This is a genomic window from Nonomuraea sp. NPDC005692 (assembly GCF_040631115.1).
Lineage (GTDB): Bacteria > Actinomycetota > Actinomycetes > Streptosporangiales > Streptosporangiaceae > Nonomuraea.
The window spans coordinates 65046-85447 of sequence record NZ_JBEXYU010000030.1 but is presented as its reverse complement, the minus strand read 5'-3'; the positions used below and the strand labels follow the sequence as shown (position 1 = coordinate 85447).

Sequence of the window (20402 nt, the reverse complement as noted above, 5' to 3'; positions counted from 1 at the left end):
GAACCTCGAAGCGGCGAGATCGGAGTGCGCCTGTCTCCGCAACCTTCGGTCACGGCGTCGTTTGCGCGAGTTCCTCAAGCTGCTGGACGACCTTGTCGATCGGCGCAGAAGCGTCGATCTCGAGCGTGGAGGTGGCCCTGAGCAGCGGCTCGACGTCGGCCAGGGCACGCAGGACGGCTTCACGCTCCTCAGGGCGCTTGCCGAAGGGGTTGTTGGTGCGTGTCGCGATGCGAGCAAGCATGACCTCAGCGGGCGCGCTGAGCAGGACGACGTGGTCGAAGTGCGGGTAGAACCGGCCTTGATTGGACTTGCAGCCGGCCACGAAGAGTGCGCCCTCACCGTGGTTGGTGAGCAGGTCAATGATGGCCGGCTCACGCCACACCCAATCAGTGGATCCGTCCGACAAGGTCACCCAGTGGCTCCACTGGTCGCTATCAGTGTCAACGGCGCGATGGCCCCGGGCCGCCAGCATCTCCAACGCCGTGGACTTGCCGGTTCCCGACATCCCCGTGACCAGGATCTTCGCCATCGGAGGAGACTACCGAACCGTCCCGACCTCGGCCGGCTTCAGCTCACCCACGTCGGCGATCTGGTGGCGTCGGCCATGGGCTTCCGCAGTCCCCGCAACTCGGACCACGGAAGCCCGCTCGGCTCGCTTGCCTGCCGCCGCCAGTAAGTGATCACAGCGTTGTGACGCCCCTCGGACACACCCCCTTGGGCGGCCCGGTGGCTTTCGCGGGGCGGCGTGGGTCGTCGCCGGCCGGCGGGTCCGGGAGCGGGTGGGACGGGTGCGGGGAGGGGGCTGGTGGGTTTCGGGGGTGAGGAAATGCGGCTGGGGCTGGTGGGGCGGAAGGCGGTGGGGGCGGGGGAAAATGGGGGAAGAGGTGGATTATTGGAGTAAACCGGCAGTCCGGGTTAAGCGTCGGGGTCTGGCAATTGTCGTGCATTTCGGCTTATGGGGTGAAACATTATGTCAGCTTATAAGGCTTAGTGTGGTCGACTGATTACTGTTAGTTATCGTCGCTTCAATGTGACCAATCCGTAGCCGTTCGCCATGGGGACAGGCCCGATCAGTGCGGGCATCATGCCTATCGTGAGCGAGGGAAGCGTCGCCGACGCCAAAATTGGGGTAAGGCTCGCGTCGAGACTTCCGGCACGGACGGATGACTCCGACCTTAGGGAACTGACGAGCCTCGCCGTGCAGGGAGATCGCAGTGCGATCGAATCCCTGCTCGGGGAGTTGCGTCCCATGGTGGTGCGGTATTGCCGCGCCAGGCTGGGCAGGGTTTCAGGGCAATATCACATTGCCGATGACGTAGCCCAGGAGGTGTGCATCGCGGTGTTGTCCGCGCTGCCGCGATACCGGGACATGGGGCGGCCATTCGCGTCCTTCGTGTTCGGGATCGCCTCGCACAAGGTGGCCGACGCGCTGCGCAGCTCGGTGCGCTCGGCCGTGCCCACCCAGGATCTGCCCGACGGGCCCGACGACGGCCCGGGGCCCGAGGAGACGGTGGTCCGCTACATCGAGGTCGAGCACGCGCGCAGGCTGCTGGCCAGGCTGCCCGACAACCAGCGGGAGTTGCTGCTGTTGCGGGTGGTGTCGGGGCTGTCGGCCGAGGAGACCGGTAATGTACTCGGTATGTCACCAGGTGCGGTCCGCGTAGCCCAGCATCGGGCGCTGGCCAGGTTGCGGCAGATGGCCGAGCTGGAGTCGGCTTGACGCCGGAGGACGAGCTCCATGCGCTTCTCGAGGCCGACGACCTGCTCCAGACCGACGAGCTGCTCGACGCGGTCGCGCGGGGCCGGGCGCGGGACTCGTCCGACCCTGCGGTGCGGTTGCTGGGCGCGCTACTGGACGATGTCTCGGAGGAAGTCGATCAGCGGCGCTCCTCCGTGTCGATGACGCCGTCGACATAGCCTCGGGCGTACTCCCAGCTGACGTAGTCGGCGGGGTCGGGGTGGAAGGCCGGCTCGTGCACCTGGGGCTGGCCTTTCTCGATCATCTGGCGAAGGTTGCCGCGCAGCAGCTCCCAGTCGAAGAAGTGCTGCTCGCCGCACTCGGGGCAGTCGAGCACGAGGCCCAGCACCCCCTGCGGTTCGAGCAGGGAGCGAAAGACCTCGACGTCTGCCAGGTCGGTGATGGCCTCGTCGCGCTCGGCCGCGGTGAGTGGCTCGGCGTCGTCGAGAGCGCCCATCGCCGAGGACGGGTCGTTCGGGTCGTCCGCGAACGGGTCGCGGGGGACGTCTTCCAGCACCTTCCCACCATATGACCGAAGCGGCCCCGGCGGAGAGTATTAGCTGAGCCATCCCCGTCTGGCGGCCTCCACGCCGGCGTGGAACCGCGACTGGGCGCCCAGCTCGGCCATGGCGTCGGCGAACCTCGCTCGCACCGTACGGACCGAGACGCCGAGCTGGCGGGCGATGGAGTCGTCGCACACGCCCTGCGCGGCCAGACGGAGCACCTGGACCATCCCGTCGCCCCTGCGCCCCCAGGGCAGCGGCACGGCGCGGCCCCACAGCTCCTGGAACAGCGAGCGCAGCATGCCGACGACGATCGGCGTGCGTACCAGGTAGAAGTTGTAGGCGTGGTCGGGCAGGTTGCCGCCCCACAGGGCGGGCAGGCCGGCGACCTCGGGCCCGGCCGTCATGAACCAGCTCGGCACCCGGTCGAGCGTGCGCACCCTGCCGCCGGTGTCGAGCAGCCGGGTGAGCTGATCGCGTACGCCTGGCAGGCTCAGCGTGGAGACCGGAATGATCGCCTGAACGGTAAGAAGTTGCCGTTTTTGCGCATCAATCCATGGGTCCGCAAATTTACGAACAAAATCTGCCATTGTGCGCTCATCCGGGATTGCAGTCAACAACTCCATGGGCGGCGATTGCACGGCTATGCCGACCACGCTCTCGTAGAGGACGTCCGCGCCGTTCACCATCTCCACCGGGAATGTCCCGCTCTGATAATCGCGGCCGGCGTCGTAGTCGTGGATCAGGCCGCGGATGGAGCCGAGCGCGGAGTCGATCCTGCGGCTCTCCTCGGCCAGCCGGTCGAGCCGCTCGGCGATGACCCGGCCGAGCGCCGCCGCCGGGTGCCTGGCCAGGTACTCGCCGGACTGCTCGTCGACCACCCCCAGCCTGACCAGGTCGTCGAGCTGACGGCCGACCTTCTCGACGGGGCCGTCCATGGCCTGGGCGAGGTCGGTGCGCGTGGCCCTGTGCAGGCGTAGCAGCGCCGTGTAAAGGGCGGTCTGCGCCGGGTCGAGGCCCAGCGTCTCGAAGGGCTCTGCAACGCGCCTGGGCTGATTACGCATTATGGGCGGCTCCGTCGGGGGGACACGGGCGTGCCGCGAGGATAACCCCGTACCGCCTGCGTGTCCGGGGCTTGCCGTGGAATCGTCGGCGGAACGTGCAACTTCGTGCAATTGCACGTTTTCACATTGCGTCGTGCCGTTGAGTGACGCACGCTTTACCTAGCGTCGGCACCCTGAAGCGGGGCCTTGCGGCAGCCGCCATCAGGACGCGGAGGGGGGTTCGGTGGCGTGAACACGCCGCCAGGCCTGGGTGCCGGTGGCCGGGGGATGGGACGGATCACCGACCGTCCCATCCCCCTGCACTTTGCGCGTTGCGGACGGCGAGGCCGGGCGCACGACGGGGCGTGGGGCCGTCGTGCGCCCGGCTTCGTTGCGTTTTGGAGCCAGGCCCTAGACTTAGGTCAATCAGCGCAGAGGTCAGGAGGGGGCCGAGGCATGTCCAAGTTCACCGAGATGGGTTTGACCTTCGACGACGTGCTGCTGGTGCCCGGCTACTCCGATCTCCAACCAGGTGAGGCCGACACCAGATCTCGTCTGTCACGGGACATCACGCTGTCCATCCCGCTCGTCTCCGCGGCCATGGACACCGTCACCGAGGCCCGCATGGCGGTCGCCATGGCGCGCCAGGGCGGCATCGGCATCCTCCACCGCAACCTGTCGGTCGAGGAGCAGGCCCAGCAGGTCGACCTGGTCAAGCGGTCCGAGGCCGGCATGGTGACCAACCCGGTGACCTGCAGCCCCGACGACACGCTGGCCGACGTCGAGCGGCTGTGTGCGACGTACCGGATCTCCGGCGTGCCGGTGACGGACGTGGCGGGCACGCTGGTCGGCATCGTGACCAACCGCGACATGCGCTTCGAGAGCGACCAGACCCGTCCTGTGCGCGAGGTCATGACCAAGATGCCGCTGGTCACCGCGCCGGTGGGGGTCTCGCGCGACGACGCGTTCGCGCTGCTGCGGCAGAACAAGATCGAGAAGCTGCCCCTCGTCGACTCCGACGGCAGGCTGCGCGGCCTGATCACGGTCAAAGACTTCACCAAGAGCGAGCAGTACCCGCTGTCCACCAAGGACGCCGACGGCCGCCTGCTGGTCGGCGCGGCCGTGGGCGTCGGCGGCGACGCCGAGCTGCGGGCCAAGGCGCTGATCGAGGCCGGGGTCGACGTCGTCGTCGTCGACGTGGCCCACGGTCACTCCAAGGGCCTGGCCGACATGATCGCCAAGCTCAAGGCCAACAGCAAGGTCCAGGTCATCGGCGGCAACATCGCGACCAGGGCGGGCGCCCAGATGCTGGTCGACGCGGGCGCCGACGCGGTCAAGGTCGGCGTCGGCCCCGGCTCCATCTGCACCACCCGCGTGGTGGCCGGCGTGGGCGCGCCGCAGGTGACGGCCATCCACGAGGCGTCCAGGGCGTGCGCCCCGGCCGGGGTGCCGGTGATCGGCGACGGCGGCCTCCAGTACTCCGGCGACATCGTCAAGGCCATCGCGGCCGGCGCCGACACGGTCATGCTGGGCTCGCTGCTCGCCGGCTGCGAGGAGTCGCCGGGCGAGCTGATCTTCATCAACGGCAAGCAGTTCAAGTCGTACCGGGGCATGGGGTCGCTCGGCGCGGTGCGCAACCGCGAGCGCGGCGGCACCTCCTTCAGCAAGGACCGCTACGCGCAGGCCGACGTCGGCGGCGACGACAAGTACATCCCCGAGGGCATCGAGGGGCAGGTGCCCTACCGCGGGCCGGTCGCGGCCGTCGCCCACCAGCTCATCGGCGGGCTGCGCCAGGGCATGTGGTACGCCGGGTGCCGCACGATCGAGCAGATGCACACCGACTGCGAGCTCATGCCGATCACGGCAGCGGGCCTCAAGGAGAGCCACCCCCACGACATCCAGATGACCGTGGAAGCTCCGAACTATCACAGAAGGTAAGTTCATGACTCAGCAGGTGGAGATCGGCCGGGGCAAGACCGGGCGGAGGGCGTACGCGCTCGACGAGATCGGGCTCGTGCCCTCGCGACGCACCCGTGACCCGGAAGAGGTGTCGATCGCCTGGCAGATCGACGCCTACCGGTTCGAGCTGCCCGTCGTCGTCGCCCCCATGGACAGCGTGGTCTCGCCCGCCACCGCGATCGAGATCGGCCGGCTCGGCGGCCTGGCCCCCCTCGACCTCGAAGGGCTCTGGACGCGCTACGAAGACCCGTCCCCGCTGCTGGAGGAGTGCGCCGCCCTCGACGCCGCGGCCGCGACCCGGCGGCTCCAGGAGATCTACGACGCGCCGATCAAGGAGGAGCTGATCGGGCGCCGGATCGAGGAGATCCGGGCGTCCGGGGTGACGACGGCCGTCCGCCTGTCGCCGCAGCGCACGGTCCAGTACCACAAGGCCGTGATCGACGCCGGCGTGGACATCTTCGTCATCCGCGGCACCACCGTCTCGGCCGAGCACGTCTCGGGCCGCGCCGAGCCGCTCAACCTCAAGCAGTTCATCTACGAGCTCGACGTGCCGGTCATCGTCGGCGGCTGCGCCACCTACACCGCGGCGCTGCACCTGATGCGCACGGGCGCGGCGGGCGTGCTGGTCGGCTTCGGCGGCGGCGCCTCGCACACCACCCGCAACGTGCTGGGCGTGGCCGTGCCGATGGCCACCGCGATCTCCGACGTGGCCGCGGCGCGCCGCGACTACATGGACGAGTCCGGCGGCCGGTACGTCCACGTGATCGCCGACGGCGGCATGGGCACCTCGGGCGACATCGCCAAGGCCATCGCGTGCGGGGCCGACGCCGTCATGGTGGGCTCGCCGCTGGCCAGGGCGTCCGAGGCCCCCGGCCACGGCTTCCACTGGGGCTCCGAGGCCCACCACCCCGACCTGCCGCGCGGCCGTCGCGTGGAGTTCGGCACGGTCGGGACGCTGGAGCAGATCCTGCACGGCCCCTCCAGCGTGGCCGACGGCTCGATGAACCTGATGGGCGCGCTCAAGCGCACGATGGCCTCCACCGGCTACTCCGACATCAAGGAGTTCCAGCGGGTCGAGGTCGTGGTCGCGCCGATCCAGCGCTGACCGACATCTGGCCGGCGTCTGACCGACGTCTGACCGGCGTCTGACCGACGTCTGCGACGGCTCCCGGGGGTTGCGGCCTCCGGGAGCCGAGTGCTTTCCGGGGTTCCCGCCGTCCCGCCGTGTCGAATCGGGCCGCCGCCGTTCGTGTAGGACGCATAAGGGGACGCACGTGTCGGCGAGGTGGTTGCAGCATGTCCGATCAGGTCGAACGGGCCTTCCGGGAGGAGTACGGCCGCGCGGTGGCGGTGCTCGTCCGCGTGTTCGGTGACATCGACGTCGCCGAGGAGGCGGTGCAGGAGGCGTTCGCGATCGCGTTGCGGCAGTGGCCGCAGGCGGGCCCGCCGCCGAGCCCGGCCGGCTGGATCATCACGACCGCCAGGAACCGGGCCGTCGACCGGTTGCGCAGGGAGTCGGGCCGCCACGACAAGCACGTGCAGGCGGCGCTGCTGAACGTCCGGGACGAGCCCGCCGAGGAGGGGCCCGTGCGGGACGAGCGGCTGCGCCTGATCTTCACCTGCTGCCATCCGGCGCTCGCCCCGCACGCCCGGGTGGCTCTCACGTTGCGGCTGCTCGGCGGGCTGAGCACGGCCGAGATCGCGCACGCGTTCCTGGTGCCGGAGACGACCATGGCCCAGCGGCTGGTCAGGGCCAAGAGCAGGATCCGGCGGGCGGGGATCCCGTACCGGGTGCCGGCGGCGGCGGACCTGCCGGACCGGCTGCGCGCGGTGCTGGCGGTGGTCTACCTGATCTTCAACGAGGGCTACACGGCCAGTTCGGGCGAGCGGCTGGTGCGCGAGGACCTGTGCGCGGAGGCCGTCCGGCTCGGCCGGCTGCTGGCCGAGCTGATGCCGGACGAGCCCGAGGTGTGGGGCCTGCTGGCGCTGATGCTGCTGGTCCGGTCACGCCGGGCGGCGCGCACCGCGGGCGGCGGCGAGCTGGTGCCGCTGCCCGAGCAGGACCGCGCCCTGTGGGACCGCGCGCTGGTCGAGGAGGGGCAGACGATCGTACGGCGCTGCCTGCGGTGGGGACGGCCGGGGCCCTACCAGGTGCAGGCCGCGATCAACGCCGTGCACGGCGACGCGGCGAGCGCGGGGGAGACCGACTGGCGGCAGATCGTCCAGCTCTACGACCTGCTGCTGGCGTTCAGGCCGGGGCCGGTCGTGGCGTTGCACCGCGCGGTGGCGGTGGCCGAGGCGGAGGGCGCCGAGGCGGGTCTGGCGCTGGTGGAGGGGCTGGAGGTGACAGGCTATTACCTGTTCCACGCCGTACGGGCCGACCTGCTGCGGCGGCTGGGACGCGACGGGGAGGCGGCGCAGGCGTACGGCGAGGCCATCGCCCGGGCGGGCAACGAGGTCGAGCGGGAGTTCCTGCGCCGCAGGCGCGCGACGTTGAGGGGGACGTGAGATGGACCGGGTGTGCGTGGTCACGGGGGCCAACCGGGGGATCGGGCTGGAGGTGGCCAGGCAGCTCGCGGCGGCGGGCGACACGGTGGTGCTGACCGCCAGGGACGAGCGCAAGGCCGTCGAGGCGGCGGCCGGGATCGGCGGCGGCGAGGTGCTGGCGCGGCGGCTCGACGTCGCCGACGAGCAGTCGGCGGCCGGGCTGGCGCGGGAGCTGGAGAAGACCCATGGGCGGGTCGACGTGCTGGTCAACAACGCCGCCATCCACTACGACACCTGGCAGCGGGCCTGCGAGGCGGACCTGGGCGTGGTGTCGGAGGCGCTGGAGACGAACCTGCTGGGCGCCTGGCGGGTCACGCTCGCGCTGCTGCCGCTGTTGCGCGGCGGCGCGCACGGCCGGATCGTCAACGTCTCCAGCGAGATCGGCTCGCTGGCCTCGATGGGCGGCGGCACGCCCGCGTACACGGTGTCGAAGACGGCGCTGAACGCGCTGACCAGGATGCTCGCGGCCGAGCTGCGCGAGGACGGCATCCTGGTCAACTCCGTCTGCCCGGGGTGGGTGGCGACCGACATGGGCGGCCCGGGAGGGCGGCCGGTCGCCGAGGGCGCGCGGAGCGTGTTGTGGGCGGCGGACCTGCCCGACGACGGGCCGACCGGCGGCTTCTTCCGCGACGGGCAGCCGCTGCCGTGGTGACGCGTTCGCGGGCGCGAGCTCGTGAGGCGGGCCGTATCCTGCCGTAGCATGGCCGATCTTGTGTACACCCACGTCCTCGACTTCGACGGCGACGTCGTCACCAAGCGGTATGTCGACGGCAAGCCGGGGGCGGCCGAGCGCGAGTGGCGGGCGCTCACCCTGCTGGCCGAGCACGCTTCGGGCCTGTCCCCGCGGCCGATCGCCTTCGAGGACGGCGTCGTGCGCATGACCAGGATCGCCGGCGTGCCCCTGCGCGGCCTGGCCGTCGAGGAGGTGCCCCTGACCGCCATGGCCGAGGCGCTCACCGAGCTGTACGAGGCCGTCCCGCCCGGCGTGCTGGCGGCCGTCCCGGTGCGCCCGTGGCAGGCCGAGGCGCTCGCCGGCCAGGTCAGGGAATGGCTGGACGCCTGGCGGCCGCGCGGCCCGCGGGCCGACCGCGCGGTCAAGGAGGGCCTGCGCTGGCTGGCGGGCCGGCGTCCGGGGGAGTCGGGCGTACGGCCGGTTTTCGGGGCGGGCGACGGCAACCTGGCGAACTTCCTGTGGGACGGCGCCCGCGTGCGCATCGTCGACTTCGAGGACTCCGGCCGCAGCGACCTGGTCTACGAGCTGGCCGAGCTGTCCGAGCACGTCTCGATGTGGGTGGACGGCGAGGTGGAGATCGCCGACCGGTTCGAGCTGAGCGGGCCGCAGGCACGCCGGCTGCGCGACTGCCGCAGGTTGCAGAGCCTGGTCTGGCTGTTCCTGCTCTCGCACGACAGCCCGCGCAATCCCCCCGGCACCTTCGATCGTCAGGTCGAGAGGGTGCTGCGATCATTGGAGGCATGAGACTGGCGCAGGAGGCCGACAGGGCCGCCGTCGAGCAACTCGTCCATGACGCCTACCAGCCATGGGCCGAGATCATCGGGACGCGGCCGCTGCCCATGGAGGCCGACTACGCGGCCCTCATCGGCGCCGGCCGGGTGCACGTCACCGACGGCCTGGAAGGGCTGGTCGTGCTCATCCCCGAGGAGGGCACGCTGCTGGTCGACAACGTGGCGGTCCGGCCCGACCTGCACGGCAGAGGCATCGGCCGGGGCCTGCTGGCCTACGCCGAGCGGGAGGCCGCCCGGCTCGGCCTGCCCGCCCTGCGCCTCTACACCAACGTCAAGATGGCCTCGAACATCGCGCTGTACACCTCGCTCGGCTACGCCGAGATCGGCCGGGCCGACCTCGACGGCCGGTCGGCCGTGGTGATGCGCAAGGAGCTCAGCCGGTGAGCACGCCCAGCAGGTGACTCACCTCGCGGGCCACGGCGTCGCGGCCCGCGTTGAGGTATTTGCGGGAGTCGACCACCCGCTCGTCGTGGGCCAGGTAGTCGCGTACGGCCCGGGTGAACGCCTTGTTCAGGTGGGTGGCGATATTGATCTTCTTCATGCCGTTGCGTACGGCCTCGCGCAGCACGTCGTCGGGCACGCCGGACGAGCCGTGCAGCACCAGCGGCACCGGCACCGCCGCCCGCAGCTCGGCGATGAGCTCCAGGTCGAGCACGGCGTCCTTGGTGGTCATGGCGTGCGAGGTGCCGACGGCCACGGCGAGCGCGTCGACGCCGGTCCTGGCGACGTAGTCGACCGCCTCGTGGGGCTTGGTGCGGGCGCCGGGCGCGTGCACGCCGTCTTTGCCGCCGACCTCGCCGAGCTCGGCCTCCACCCAGACGCCGCGCTCGTGGCACCAGGCCGCCACCTCGGCCGTGGCGGCCACGTTCTCCTCGTCGGGCAGGGCGGAGGCGTCGTACATCACCGAGCCGAGGCCCAGCGTGACCGCCTCCTCCACCAGCGCGCGGTCGGTGGCGTGGTCGAGGTGGACCGCGACCGGCACCTCCGCGCGGCGCGCGACGGCCAGCGCGGCCAGCGCGACGGGTTCGAGCGCGCCGTGGTAGCGCACGCAGTTCTCGCTGATCTGCAGCACGACCGGCAGGCCGAGCGCCTCGGCGCCGGCCACGATCGCGGTGGCGTGCTCCAACTGGATCACGTTGAACGCGCCCACCCCTGCGGGGGACTGCCGGACGATGTCGCCTATTCCGGCGAGGGCCATGACGAGCTCCTTACGTGATGATGATCTGGGGGTGTATGTCGGCGTAGACCTCGCCGTCGAAGTCGCCGGCGACCGGTGCGGCCACGGCGGCCGCGCCCAGCGCCGCGGCCCGCCGCAGCCGGTCGGGCCACGGGGAGCCCTCGACCAGGCCCAGCGCCAGCCCGGCGACCAGCGAGTCGCCGGCCCCGGTCGGGTTTCCGCGCACGGTGTAGGGCATCCGGGCCCGGAACGTGCCCTCGCCGGTCACCGCGAGCAGCCCGTCGGCGCCCATGGAGACGACCACGGCCTCGGCCCCCCGCTCGCGCAGCGCCTGGGCGCCCTCCTCGGGGGTGCCGCCGGGAACCGCCCTGGCCAGCTCCTCGGCGTTGGGCTTGACGACGGCCGGACGGCCCTCCGGGGCGCGCCGCAGCGGATCGCCGTCGGCGTCGACGATGGCCGGCACGCCCGCGCGGGCGGCGACGGCGGCCAGCGTCGCGTAGACGTCGGCGGGGACGCCGCGCGGCACGCTGCCGGAGACCACCACCGCGTCGGCGCCGGCCAGCAGCGACGTGTACCGCTCCACGAACGCGGCCAGCTCGGCCGCCGTCACCTCGGGGCCGGGCTCGTTGAACAGCGTGGCCCCATTCGGCTCGGAGACCACCAGCGTGGTGCGGGACTCGGCGGCGATGCCGGTCAGCGCGGCGGGCAGCCCGGCGGCCCGCAGGTCGTGCTCGATCGCGCGCCCCGTGGGCCCGCCCGCCAGCCCCGTGACCAGGACCTCCTGGCCGAGGGCGGCCAGCACGCGGGCCACGTTGACGCCCTTGCCGCCGGCGCGCCGGTGGACGGCGCCGACCCGGTTGACGCCGTCCCAGGCGACGGACGGGACCTCGTAGGTCACGTCGAGCGCGGCGTTGAGCGTCACGGTGATGATCATCAGGGCTCCGAGATCCAGTCGCCGTTCTTCATCACGCCGTCGACCTCCAGCTCGCCGGAGAGCACCACCAGGTCGGCCGCCTTGCCGACGGCGATCGAACCGATCTCCTCGGCCAGGCCGAGCACCCTGGCGGGGGTCAGCGAGGCCACCTGGACCGCGTCCGGCAGCGACATGCCGAGCTCCCGCACGCCGCGGCGGAAGGCGGCGTCCATGGTGAGGGTGGAGCCCGCGATCGAGCCGCCCTCGACCAGCCTGGCCACGCCGTCGGTCACGCGCACCCGCATGGGGCCGAGCACGTAGTCGCCGTCGCCGAGGCCCGTGGCCGCCATCGCGTCGGTGATCAGCACCGTCCGGCCGGGACCGGCCACCTCGTAGGCCAGGCGCAACATCGCCGCGTGCACGTGGACACCGTCGTTGACCAGCTCGACCGTGACGCGCTCGTCCTCCAGCAGGGCGGCGATCGGGCCGGGCGCGCGGTGGCCGAGCTGCGGCATCGCGTTGTAGAGGTGGGTGGCGACGGTGGCGCCCGCCTCGATGGCGGCGATCGCCTGGTCGTAGTCGGCGTCGCTGTGGCCGAGCGCCGCGATCAGGCCCTCGCCGACGGCCGTGCGGATCGTGTCGAGCCCGCCGGGCAGCTCGGCGGCGACGGTGACCATGCGCGCGTGCCCGCGCGCGGCCTTGACCAGCCCCGACAGCTCCTGCGGCGACGGCTCGCGCAGCAGGGCGGGGTTGTGCGCGCCGCAGCGGGCCTTGGCGATGTACGGCCCCTCGAAGTGGATGCCCGCCAGCAGCCCCTCCTCGCACAGCTCGGCCAGCGAGGAGGCGGCCCTGGACAGCTCGTCGAGCGCGTCGGTGACCAGGCTGGCCATCATCGTGGTCGTGCCGTGCCGCCGGTGCAGGGCCACGGCGTCGCGGGCCTTGTCCTGGTCGCCGGTCGGGAACGACCCGCCCGCGCCGCCGTGGTTGTGGATGTCGACGAACCCGGGGACGACGTGCCGCCCCCCGAGGCTCAGGCCGGGGCTGGGGGCCGATCCGTGGCCGACATGCGTGATGCGGCCGTCTTCGATGGTCAGCCACCCTTCGTGCACCCCTTCGGGGGTCACGATCCGGGCATCGGCGAGAGTAAGGCTCATGAAGAAAGGATCACAGATCGCGTGAGGTGCATGGGCTCGTCGGGGTTCAGCCCACGGGCGAAGGCCCGCGCGACCGCCACCCGCTGGGCGCGCACCAGCTCGGCCATGGGGTCGAGGCCGCTCTCGAAGAACGTGCCGCCGGTCGCCTCGACCTGCTCGCGCAGGCCCTCGGGGGCGGTGCCGAGCATCCACGTGACGCGGCCGGGGCCCGCGATGCTGATCGGGCCGTGCCGGTACTCCATCGCCGGGTACGCCTCCGTCCACGACCGGGACGCCTCGCGCATCTTGAGCGCGGCCTCCTGGGCCAGGCCGACCGACCAGCCGTTGCCGAGGAAGCTGAACTGCTCGGCCTCGACGAGCTCGGCGGGCAGCGGCTCGGCCAGGGCCCGCTCGGCGTCGGCGATCGCGCCGGTCAGGTCCTCGCCGAGGCTGGCACGGAGCATGGCGAGCTGGGTGGTGGCGAAGCGGGTCTGCACGACGGATGTCTCGTCGGCGTAGTCGAGCACGATGACCTCGTCGGCGGCCGTCATGACCGGCGTCTTCGGGTCGGCGGTGATGGCCGTCTTACGGGCGCTCGTCCTGGACAGCAGCTCCAGCACCTCGGTCGTGGTGCCGGACCGGGTCAGCGCGAGCACCCTGTCGTACGAGCGGCCGATCGGCGCCTCGGAGGCGGCGAACGCGTCGGTCTCGCCCAGCCCGGCCTGCTCGCGCAGCGTGGCGTAGGCCATCGCGATGAACCATGACGTGCCGCAGCCGACGACGGCCACCCGCTCGCCGGGCTCGGGCAGCGCGCTTGCGGGCACGTCGGCCACCGCGCGGCGCCAGCAGGACGGCTGGGACTCGATCTCGGCTTCGGTATGGGTGGTCACCGCGTTCCTCCACGTTGGTGTTTGTTTCTGCCTTTTTTATACAGTAAAAGCGCAGTTTTGTGCAGTGGTCGCTCTCGCCTCCCTGCCTGTGCCACGCTTGATCCCGTAGGGATCTCATTGGAGGCTTCGTGTCCCGCTACGACCGCTGGAACGCCATCCTGGAGCTGCTCGCCCAGGAGGGCAGGCTGTCGGTGGAGGAGGCCGCCCAGGCGCTCGACGTCTCGACCGCCACGATCCGGCGTGACTTCGACCAGCTCGCCCAGCAGCAGATGCTCATGCGCACGCGCGGCGGAGCCGTCGCCCAGAGCGTCAGCTACGACCTGCCGCTGCGTTACAAGACGGCCAGGCACGCCGACGAGAAGCACCGCATAGCGGCCGCGGCGGCCGACCTGGTCAGCCCGGGGGCCGTGGTCGGGCTCAACGGCGGCACCACGACCTCCGAGCTGGCCCGCACCCTCGCCACGCTGTCCACGCTGGAGAGCGGGTTCACGATCGTCACCAACGCCCTGAACATCGCCGCCGAGCTGACCGTGCGGCAGCACGTCAAGATCGTGGTCACCGGCGGGGTGGCCAGGCAGCAGTCGTACGAGCTGATCGGGCCGCTGGCCTCGGGCGTGCTCGAACAGGTCACCCTCGACGTGGCCTTCCTCGGCGTCGACGCGATCGACGTCGAGCTGGGCGCCTCGGCCCACCACGAGGGCGAGGCCAGCGTGAACAACCTGCTGATCAGCCGGGCCGCCCAGGTCGTCGTGGTGGCCGACTCCTCCAAGGTGGGCCGGCGGGCCTTCTCCCGCATCTGCCCGATCGAGCAGATCGACACGCTGGTCACCGACGAACGGCTCTCCGACGAGCTCACCGGCCGGCTCACCGAGGCGGGTGTCAAGGTCGTACGCGCCTGAGCCGTCCCTTGCGTTACATGGAACCGGGCGTACGGGTAGGTACTGACCGCAGTCGACGCAAGGGGAGACGATGACGGCGGGTAGGAGCGTGGCCCGGCTCGGGCCCACCGAGCGCGCGGCGGCGCTGGCGGAGATGTCCGCCCAGGAGTTCGACGTGGTCGTGGTCGGCGGCGGCGTGGTGGGGGCGGGCACCGCGCTCGACGCCGCGACCCGGGGCCTCGACGTGGCCCTGCTGGAGGCCCGCGACTTCGCCTCCGGCACCTCGTCGCGCTCGTCCAAGCTCATCCACGGTGGCCTGCGCTACCTGGAGCAGCTCAACTTCGACCTGGTGCGCGAGGCGCTGCAGGAGCGGGCGCTGCTGCTCCAGCGCCTGGCGCCGCACCTCGTCCGGCCGGTGCCGTTCCTGTTCCCGATGACCCACTTCGGCTGGGAACGCCCCTACGTGGGAGCCGGCGTGGCGCTCTACGACACGCTCGGCTTCGCCTCCGGGCTCACCCGCGGGGTGCCGGGGCATCGGCACCTGTCCAGGTCACGGGCGTTGCGGCTGGCCCCGGCGCTGAAGAAGAGCGCACTCACCGGCGCCGTCCAGTACTGGGACGCCCAGGTCGACGACGCCCGCTACGTGATGACCATGCTGCGCACCGCCGCCACGTACGGCGCCCGGATCGCGCCCCGTGCCCAGGTGGTCGGGTTCCTGCGGGAGGGCGAGCGGGTCACCGGCGTGCGGGCGCGCGACCTGGAGACCGGCGCCGAGTTCGACGTACGCGCCCAGCAGGTCGTCAACGCCACGGGCGTGTGGACCGACGACATCCAGGAGCTGGTCGGCGGGCGCGGCCAGATCCACGTACGGGCCTCCAAGGGCATCCACCTGCTGGTGCCGCGCGACCGCATCCACTCCCGCACCGGCATCATCCTGCGCACGGAGAAGTCGGTGCTGTTCGTGATCCCGTGGGGCCGCCACTGGATCATCGGCACCACCGACACCGAGTGGACGCTCGACAAGGGCCATCCGGCGGCCTCCCGGGCCGACATCGACTACCTGCTCGACCACGTCAACGCCGTGTTGTCGGTGCCGCTGACCCGCGACGACGTCGAGGGCGTCTACGCCGGGCTGCGTCCGCTGCTGTCGGGGGAGTCCGACCAGACGTCGAAGTTGTCGCGCGAGCACGTCGTGGCGCATCCGGTGCCGGGGCTGGTGATGATCGCCGGCGGGAAGTACACGACGTACCGGGTCATGGCCCGCGACGCGGTGGACGCGGTGGCGCACGGGCTCGACCAGCGGGTGCCGCGCTCGTGCACCGACCGTATCCCGCTGGCCGGGGCCGAGGGCTACCAGGCGTTGTGGAACTCCCGCTACCGCCTCGCCCACTCCGCCGGCCTGCACGTCGCCCGCATCGAGCACCTGCTCCAGCGCTACGGCTCGCTCATCGACGAGGTGCTGGAGCTGATCGAGCACGATCCGTCGCTGGGCCGGCCGCTGGCCGGGGCCGACGACTACCTGCGGGCCGAGATCGTCCACGCCGCCACCCACGAGGGCGCCAGGCACCTCAACGACGTGCTGACCAGGCGCACGCACATCTCCATCGAGACCTTCCACCGCGGGCTGGCCGTGGCGCAGGAGGCCGCCGAGCTGCTGGCCGGGCCGCTCGGCTGGGACGCCGAGCAGGTGAAGCGCGAGGTGGAGTACTACACCAAACGCGTCGAGGCCGAGCGGCGCTCGCAGGAGCAGGACTCCGACCAGGAGGCCGACGCCATCCGGCTGGGCGCCCCGGAGATCGTGCCCGTGGTCGCGCCGGAGCGCGGGTGACCGTTCCGGCGGACCGGTCACCCGCCCTCACAGCGGGTCAGCGCAGCGGGATCCACGCCTGACGGGCCAGCGTCGTGGCGTCGTTGACCTGGAGGCCGTCCCAGGACAGCGTCCAGAGGGCGTCGCCGATGATGATCGAGCGCTGGATGCCGGGCTGGTAGGCGTAGTCCTTGTCCTGGTGCGTGGGGTGCTTGATCATGCCGAGCTTCGTCACGGCCGAGTCGTCGATCTTCAGCACGAGCGCGCCCGACTCCTTGGGGGTCATCAGCGGGAGCACCGACAGCCCGGTCTTCGGCCAGTACAGGAACGCGTGCGGGTCCCACTCGGCCTCGGAGCCCGACTCCTTCTGGAAGAGCTGCGACAGCCTGCGCGGGGCGGCCGGGTCGCTGACGTCGAACAGCGAGACCTGCGTGCCGAGCGTCCTGCCCTTGTCGCTGGCCTCCTGGCCGATGCCGATCAGCCTGCCGTCCGCGCCGGGGTGCAGGTAGGCCGAGTAGCCGGTGATCTTCAGCTCGCCGGTCACCTTGGGGGCGGCCGGGTCGCGCAGGTCGAGCGTGTAGAGCGGGTCCACCTGCTTGAACGTCACGACGTAGCCCACCGGGCCGATGAACCGGACCGAGTAGATGCGCTCGCCCTTGCCGAGGCCGCCGACCTCGCCGACCTTGGCCATGGTGGCGGCGTCGAGCACGTACACGCTGCTGGCGCTGTTCTTGCCGTCGGCGGAGGTGAGGGTGGTGGCGACGCGGAGGTGGTCCTCGTACTCCGACAGCGAGTACTGGTTCAGCAGGCGGCCGGGGACCTTGCCGGAGGCCACGTACGAGGGGGCGCCGGCGGCGCTGATGTCGAACCGGTGGACCTCGGTCTCCTCGGGCGGCGCCGTCGGAGTGGGGTCGGGCACAGGCTCGGAGGTGGCCGGCGTGGCGGGCGTGGCCGGGGCGCTGCTCGTCACGGCCGGGTCGCTCGGGGTGGGCTCGACGGCCGGGGCCGCCCCGTCGGTGGCCGTCGGCACGGGCTCGACCGGCATCGGCTCGGTGACCACCGGGAACCACCAGCGGGGGTTGCTGGCGACGTACAGGCTCTTGCCGCTGCCGTAGACGGTGTCGCCGTCGGCGGCCAGGCTGATGGGCTCGGTGCCGGTCGCGGCGACGTCCTGGGCCAGGTCGATGGTGTGCACGGTGAGCAGCGAGGTGCCGGTGTAGTCGGCGGGGTGGCTGACCCGCTCGCACTTGACCGTGTCCTTCCTGACCGCGCCGGACCCGCCGGTGATCTCGACCGTGGGCAGCCAGGCGGACAGCGGCGCCCGCCGTACGACGTCCTGGTTGGCCTTCTTGCGGTCGGCCTCGGTGGCGTCCGGGCTCTTGGGCTCGGGGAAGGTGATGTCGGGCTGGCTGCGGGTGACGAGCCGGACCGTGGAGCCGATCATCCGGGCGTCCACGTACGAGCCCTGCGCCCGGATCGTGCTCAGCACCTTCGGCTGCCCGGCCAGGTCGACCACGACGTAACGGGTCTCGCCGGGCGGCGCGAAGGACTTCACCATGATGTCGCCGCCGCGGAACAGCACCAGCGCGCGGTCGCCGGAGAGCAGCAGGTCGGCGGGGGTGAAGGTGGGCTCGTCCTTCTTGGTGAGCTTGACCGACGCGGTGACCTTCCTGGTCGCCGTGTCGATGATCCGCAGGGTGCCGTCCACGACCGTGACGATCCGGTTGCCGTCGGTCTTGACCAGGTCGGGCTCGTCCACGCCCGCTTCGTGCACGTTCGTGGTGGAGTGGTCCGGGGTGTTGGAGGTGGTCTTCGCCCTGGCGGTGGCGGCGGTGTCCTCCATGTACATGATCTGCGGGCCGCCGAAGCCCCACGGGCCGACGTTCTCCGCGGCGTGCTCCCGCAGGCCCGACAGCATGTCGTCGCAACTGTCGTAGGCGACCAGGCGGACGGCGTCGAGCGTGACCTTCGGCACGGGCGCCTGGCCCGTGGCCGCCGAGGTGCAGGCCGTCGTGGCCATGGCGAGGGCCGCGGCGGTCACGGCCGTACGGAACAGCGTCTTCATGACCTCCATGACGGCTGCGCGGGCCGGATGGTTCAGGAGCCCTTGGCCGGGTTGGCGGTGAAGACCGGGCTGAAGTCGACGTCGCCGGGCACGTCGAGGATCCTGCGGAGCAGGGTGCCCTTGAGGTCGACGACCTGGATCTCGTCCTTGGTGTTGTTGTCCTGCTCCCAGCAGTAGAGGTGGGTGTCGTCGTACCAGCCGAGCACCTTGTCGCAGTCGGAGGTGAACTTGTGCGTGCGGTCGCCCGACTTGACGTCCCACACGCAGGTGTCGCCGTCGCTGCCGTTGGGGCACTCGGACAGGAGCGACTCGCCCGAGGGGGAGAAGACGTCCTGGGTGCCGGCGGGGAGCTTGCCGACCGAGCGCAGGTCGCGGGTGGCCTTGCCGTCGGCGTCGAAGAAGCGCAGGCTGCGGTTCTTCTCCGGGCCGTAGATGTTGATCACGCCCGCGCCCTCGCCGTCCCAGCCGAAGGCGGTCTTGCGGACGGCGGAGTCGTCCACCATGACGATTCCGGCCTTCTTCGTGGCGACGTCCACGATGACGAAGCCCGGGTAGGTCCAGGTGTCGCCGCTCTTCCGCTCGATGTTGAGCAGGATCTTGGAGCCGTCCTCGGACCAGCTGCGGATGCTGGCGATCAGCGGGCCGCGGACGGTCTTGATCGTGGTGCGCTCGCCCGTCTGGCGGTCGCTGACGATGATGTAGTCGTGGTTGTCGTCGGTGTACTTGCGGCCGCGGGTGGCCAGGTAGCGGCCACCGGGGGAGACGTTCGACTCCCAGTTGCCGGCGTACTTGCGGAACGGCCCGCGCAGCGAGTCCCTGGCGTGGTCGACCCAGTCGTCCTTCTTCTTGTCGTAGATCTCGTAGGAGGTCAGGACGATCGCGTCGGAGGCGTTCTCGTAGAGGCCGATCGCGGCGCCGGGCAGCGCCTTGCGCGGCCCCTCCTTGGGGACGGAGACCGGCGCGACCGACGGCGTGGCGGGCGGAACGCTGCGCCCGGACGGCCGGGCGGACGCGGGCGTCGTGACGCCGCCGTCGGCGGCCAGGGTCGTCCTGTTGTTGGTGATGATCACGACGAGCCCGGCCAGCACGAGTAAGGCGACGCCCAGCGTGGCCCCGATGATGAGCGGCGCCCTGCTCTTCCCGGCCGGCCGCCGGGGCTGGACGCCCGGGTGGGTGGGCTGCGCGTACGGGCCGGGCGGGTGCCACTGCTGCTGCGGGTACGGCTGCGGGCCCCCGGGCACCGGCCCGGTCATCGGCCCGTGCGGCGGCGGCCCGTGCGGCGGTCCCTGTGGCGGTCCCTGCGGTTGCTGCTGGGGCGGCGCCGTCATCGGCCCCGCCACCGGTCCGGTCCTGGGCGGCCCGGCGGGGACGGCCTCGGCGGCGGCCGCGGCGAGGATGGGCGAGTTCGCCGGCATCGGGTGCTGGAGCAGGCGCATGATCACCTGCTCGGCCGTCGGCCGCTGCGCCGGGTCCTTGGCCAGGCACGCGGCCACGACGTCGCGCAGCGCGCCGTCGAGCACGCCCAGGTCGGGCTGCTGGTTGAGGACCCGGTTGATCACCGCGGGCATGGTGTCGCTGCCGAACGGCGCCCGCCCCGACGCCGCGTAGACCATGGCGCTGGCCCACGAGAACATGTCGGCGGCCGGCCCGACGGTGTGGCCCATGATCTGCTCGGGCGGCATGTACGACGGCGTGCCCACGACCATGCTGCTGATCGTCGAGGTCGCGTTGAGCGCCCGCGCGATGCCGAAGTCGATCACCCGCGGGCCGTCCGCGCCCAGGATGACGTTGGCGGGCTTGAAGTCGCGGTGGACGATGCCGGCCTGGTGGATGGCGGCCAGCGCGGTCGCGGTGCCGATGGCCAGCCGGTGCAGCGTGGATCCGGTGCGCGGCCCCTCCTCCTGCACCACCCGCTGCAGCGAGGGCCCTTCGATGAACTCGCTGACGATGAACGGCCGGTCCAGCTCGACGCCGGTGCCGAGGACGGCCGCGGTGCAGAACGGCGCCACCTGCTGGGCCACCTGGACCTCGCGCAGGAACCGTTCGACGCTCACGTCGTCGCCGGACAGGTCGGGACGCAGCAACTTGACGGCGACGTGCGCGCCGGAATGATCTTTCGCGAGGTAGACGACGCCCTGGCCGCCCTCGCCAAGCCTGCCGAGGAGATCCATGCCGGCCAGACTCGCCGGATCTCCCGGGCGTAGCGGAGCGAACGATGGCATAAG

Annotated in this window: 19 protein-coding genes; 10 read left to right on the top strand and 9 right to left on the bottom strand. The window is 71.6% G+C overall.

The features are described from left to right. Window positions 1-49 precede the first annotated feature (49 nt). Complete coding sequence (locus tag ABZ459_RS40775; protein ID WP_357982691.1) at window positions 50-529, bottom strand: AAA family ATPase; 480 nt, start codon at window positions 527-529, stop codon at window positions 50-52. 555 nt (window positions 530-1084) lie between these two features. On the opposite strand from ABZ459_RS40775, the gene ABZ459_RS40770 reads away from it, so the two are divergent. Further along, window positions 1085-1720 carry a sigma-70 family RNA polymerase sigma factor gene (locus tag ABZ459_RS40770; RefSeq protein ID WP_090930520.1) on the top strand — a complete coding sequence of 212 codons (636 nt, stop codon included), beginning with the start codon at window positions 1085-1087 and terminating at the stop codon, window positions 1718-1720. Further along, a complete protein-coding gene (locus tag ABZ459_RS40765; RefSeq protein WP_357982688.1) occupies window positions 1717-1917 on the top strand; it encodes a hypothetical protein in 201 nt (66 codons plus the stop codon). The genes ABZ459_RS40770 and ABZ459_RS40765 overlap by 4 nt, the downstream gene beginning before the upstream one ends. Here ABZ459_RS40765 and ABZ459_RS40760 read toward each other — a convergent pair. Both ABZ459_RS40760 and ABZ459_RS40755 read right to left on the bottom strand, forming a co-directional pair. Further along, on the bottom strand, window positions 1878-2255 hold the full coding sequence (locus ABZ459_RS40760) for a DUF5319 domain-containing protein (protein ID WP_090930411.1): 378 nt from the start codon (window positions 2253-2255) through the stop codon (window positions 1878-1880). The two genes, ABZ459_RS40765 and ABZ459_RS40760, sit on opposite strands and share 40 nt — an antisense overlap. A 39-nt stretch (window positions 2256-2294) precedes the next feature. Then, window positions 2295-3305, bottom strand: a complete 1011-nt coding sequence (locus ABZ459_RS40755; protein ID WP_357982685.1) for a LuxR C-terminal-related transcriptional regulator — start codon at window positions 3303-3305, stop codon at window positions 2295-2297. 435 nt (window positions 3306-3740) lie between these two features. Between ABZ459_RS40755 and guaB the strand changes: the two genes are divergently transcribed. The 6 genes from guaB to ABZ459_RS40725 all read left to right on the top strand — a co-directional run bounded on the left by guaB (window position 3741) and on the right by ABZ459_RS40725 (window position 9698). Further along, window positions 3741-5222: an IMP dehydrogenase gene (gene guaB / locus ABZ459_RS40750; protein WP_357982682.1), complete on the top strand. Its 1482-nt coding sequence runs from the start codon at window positions 3741-3743 to the stop codon at window positions 5220-5222. 4 nt (window positions 5223-5226) lie between these two features. Then, window positions 5227-6348, top strand: a complete 1122-nt coding sequence (locus ABZ459_RS40745) for a GuaB3 family IMP dehydrogenase-related protein (RefSeq protein ID WP_352362831.1) — start codon at window positions 5227-5229, stop codon at window positions 6346-6348. 191 nt (window positions 6349-6539) lie between these two features. Then, window positions 6540-7751 carry an RNA polymerase sigma factor gene (locus ABZ459_RS40740; protein ID WP_357982679.1) on the top strand — a complete coding sequence of 404 codons (1212 nt, stop codon included), beginning with the start codon at window positions 6540-6542 and terminating at the stop codon, window positions 7749-7751. A gap of 1 nt (window position 7752) precedes the next feature. Next, a complete protein-coding gene (locus ABZ459_RS40735; RefSeq protein ID WP_357982676.1) occupies window positions 7753-8442 on the top strand; it encodes an SDR family oxidoreductase in 690 nt (229 codons plus the stop codon). A 48-nt stretch (window positions 8443-8490) separates the two neighbouring features. Continuing rightward, on the top strand, window positions 8491-9267 hold the full coding sequence (locus ABZ459_RS40730) for an aminoglycoside phosphotransferase family protein (protein ID WP_357982673.1): 777 nt from the start codon (window positions 8491-8493) through the stop codon (window positions 9265-9267). Next, entirely contained in the window at window positions 9264-9698 is a 435-nt protein-coding gene (locus ABZ459_RS40725; protein WP_357982670.1) for a GNAT family N-acetyltransferase, read from the top strand. Before ABZ459_RS40730 ends, ABZ459_RS40725 begins: the two co-directional genes overlap by 4 nt. On the opposite strand, the gene ABZ459_RS40720 is transcribed toward ABZ459_RS40725, so the two are convergent. Genes ABZ459_RS40720 through ABZ459_RS40705 form a run of 4 tightly spaced genes read right to left on the bottom strand, consistent with a single transcriptional unit; the run spans window position 9688 to window position 13427 of the window. Beyond that, complete coding sequence (locus tag ABZ459_RS40720; RefSeq protein WP_357982667.1) at window positions 9688-10512, bottom strand: class II fructose-bisphosphate aldolase; 825 nt, start codon at window positions 10510-10512, stop codon at window positions 9688-9690. The genes ABZ459_RS40725 and ABZ459_RS40720 overlap by 11 nt on opposite strands. A 10-nt stretch (window positions 10513-10522) precedes the next feature. After that, on the bottom strand, window positions 10523-11425 hold the full coding sequence (locus ABZ459_RS40715; protein WP_357982664.1) for a 1-phosphofructokinase family hexose kinase: 903 nt from the start codon (window positions 11423-11425) through the stop codon (window positions 10523-10525). Beyond that, window positions 11425-12558, bottom strand: a complete 1134-nt coding sequence (nagA, locus tag ABZ459_RS40710; RefSeq protein WP_357982661.1) for an N-acetylglucosamine-6-phosphate deacetylase — start codon at window positions 12556-12558, stop codon at window positions 11425-11427. Before nagA ends, ABZ459_RS40715 begins: the two co-directional genes overlap by 1 nt. Continuing rightward, on the bottom strand, window positions 12555-13427 hold the full coding sequence (locus ABZ459_RS40705; protein ID WP_357982658.1) for a sugar isomerase: 873 nt from the start codon (window positions 13425-13427) through the stop codon (window positions 12555-12557). Before ABZ459_RS40705 ends, nagA begins: the two co-directional genes overlap by 4 nt. Window positions 13428-13555: 128 nt before the next feature. Between ABZ459_RS40705 and ABZ459_RS40700 the strand changes: the two genes are divergently transcribed. Both ABZ459_RS40700 and ABZ459_RS40695 read left to right on the top strand, forming a co-directional pair. Next, window positions 13556-14326, top strand: coding sequence for a DeoR/GlpR family DNA-binding transcription regulator (locus ABZ459_RS40700; RefSeq protein ID WP_357982655.1), 771 nt, complete (start codon window positions 13556-13558; stop codon window positions 14324-14326). Window positions 14327-14396: 70 nt separating this feature from the next. Next, window positions 14397-16133, top strand: coding sequence for a glycerol-3-phosphate dehydrogenase/oxidase (locus tag ABZ459_RS40695; protein WP_357982653.1), 1737 nt, complete (start codon window positions 14397-14399; stop codon window positions 16131-16133). 37 nt (window positions 16134-16170) lie between these two features. Here ABZ459_RS40695 and ABZ459_RS40690 read toward each other — a convergent pair whose 3' ends face one another. Then, window positions 16171-18177, bottom strand: coding sequence for a beta-propeller domain-containing protein (locus ABZ459_RS40690; protein WP_357982650.1), 2007 nt, complete (start codon window positions 18175-18177; stop codon window positions 16171-16173). A 32-nt stretch (window positions 18178-18209) separates the two neighbouring features. Continuing rightward, window positions 18210-20348: a serine/threonine-protein kinase gene (locus ABZ459_RS40685; RefSeq protein WP_357982647.1), complete on the bottom strand. Its 2139-nt coding sequence runs from the start codon at window positions 20346-20348 to the stop codon at window positions 18210-18212. Window positions 20349-20402 lie beyond the last annotated feature (54 nt).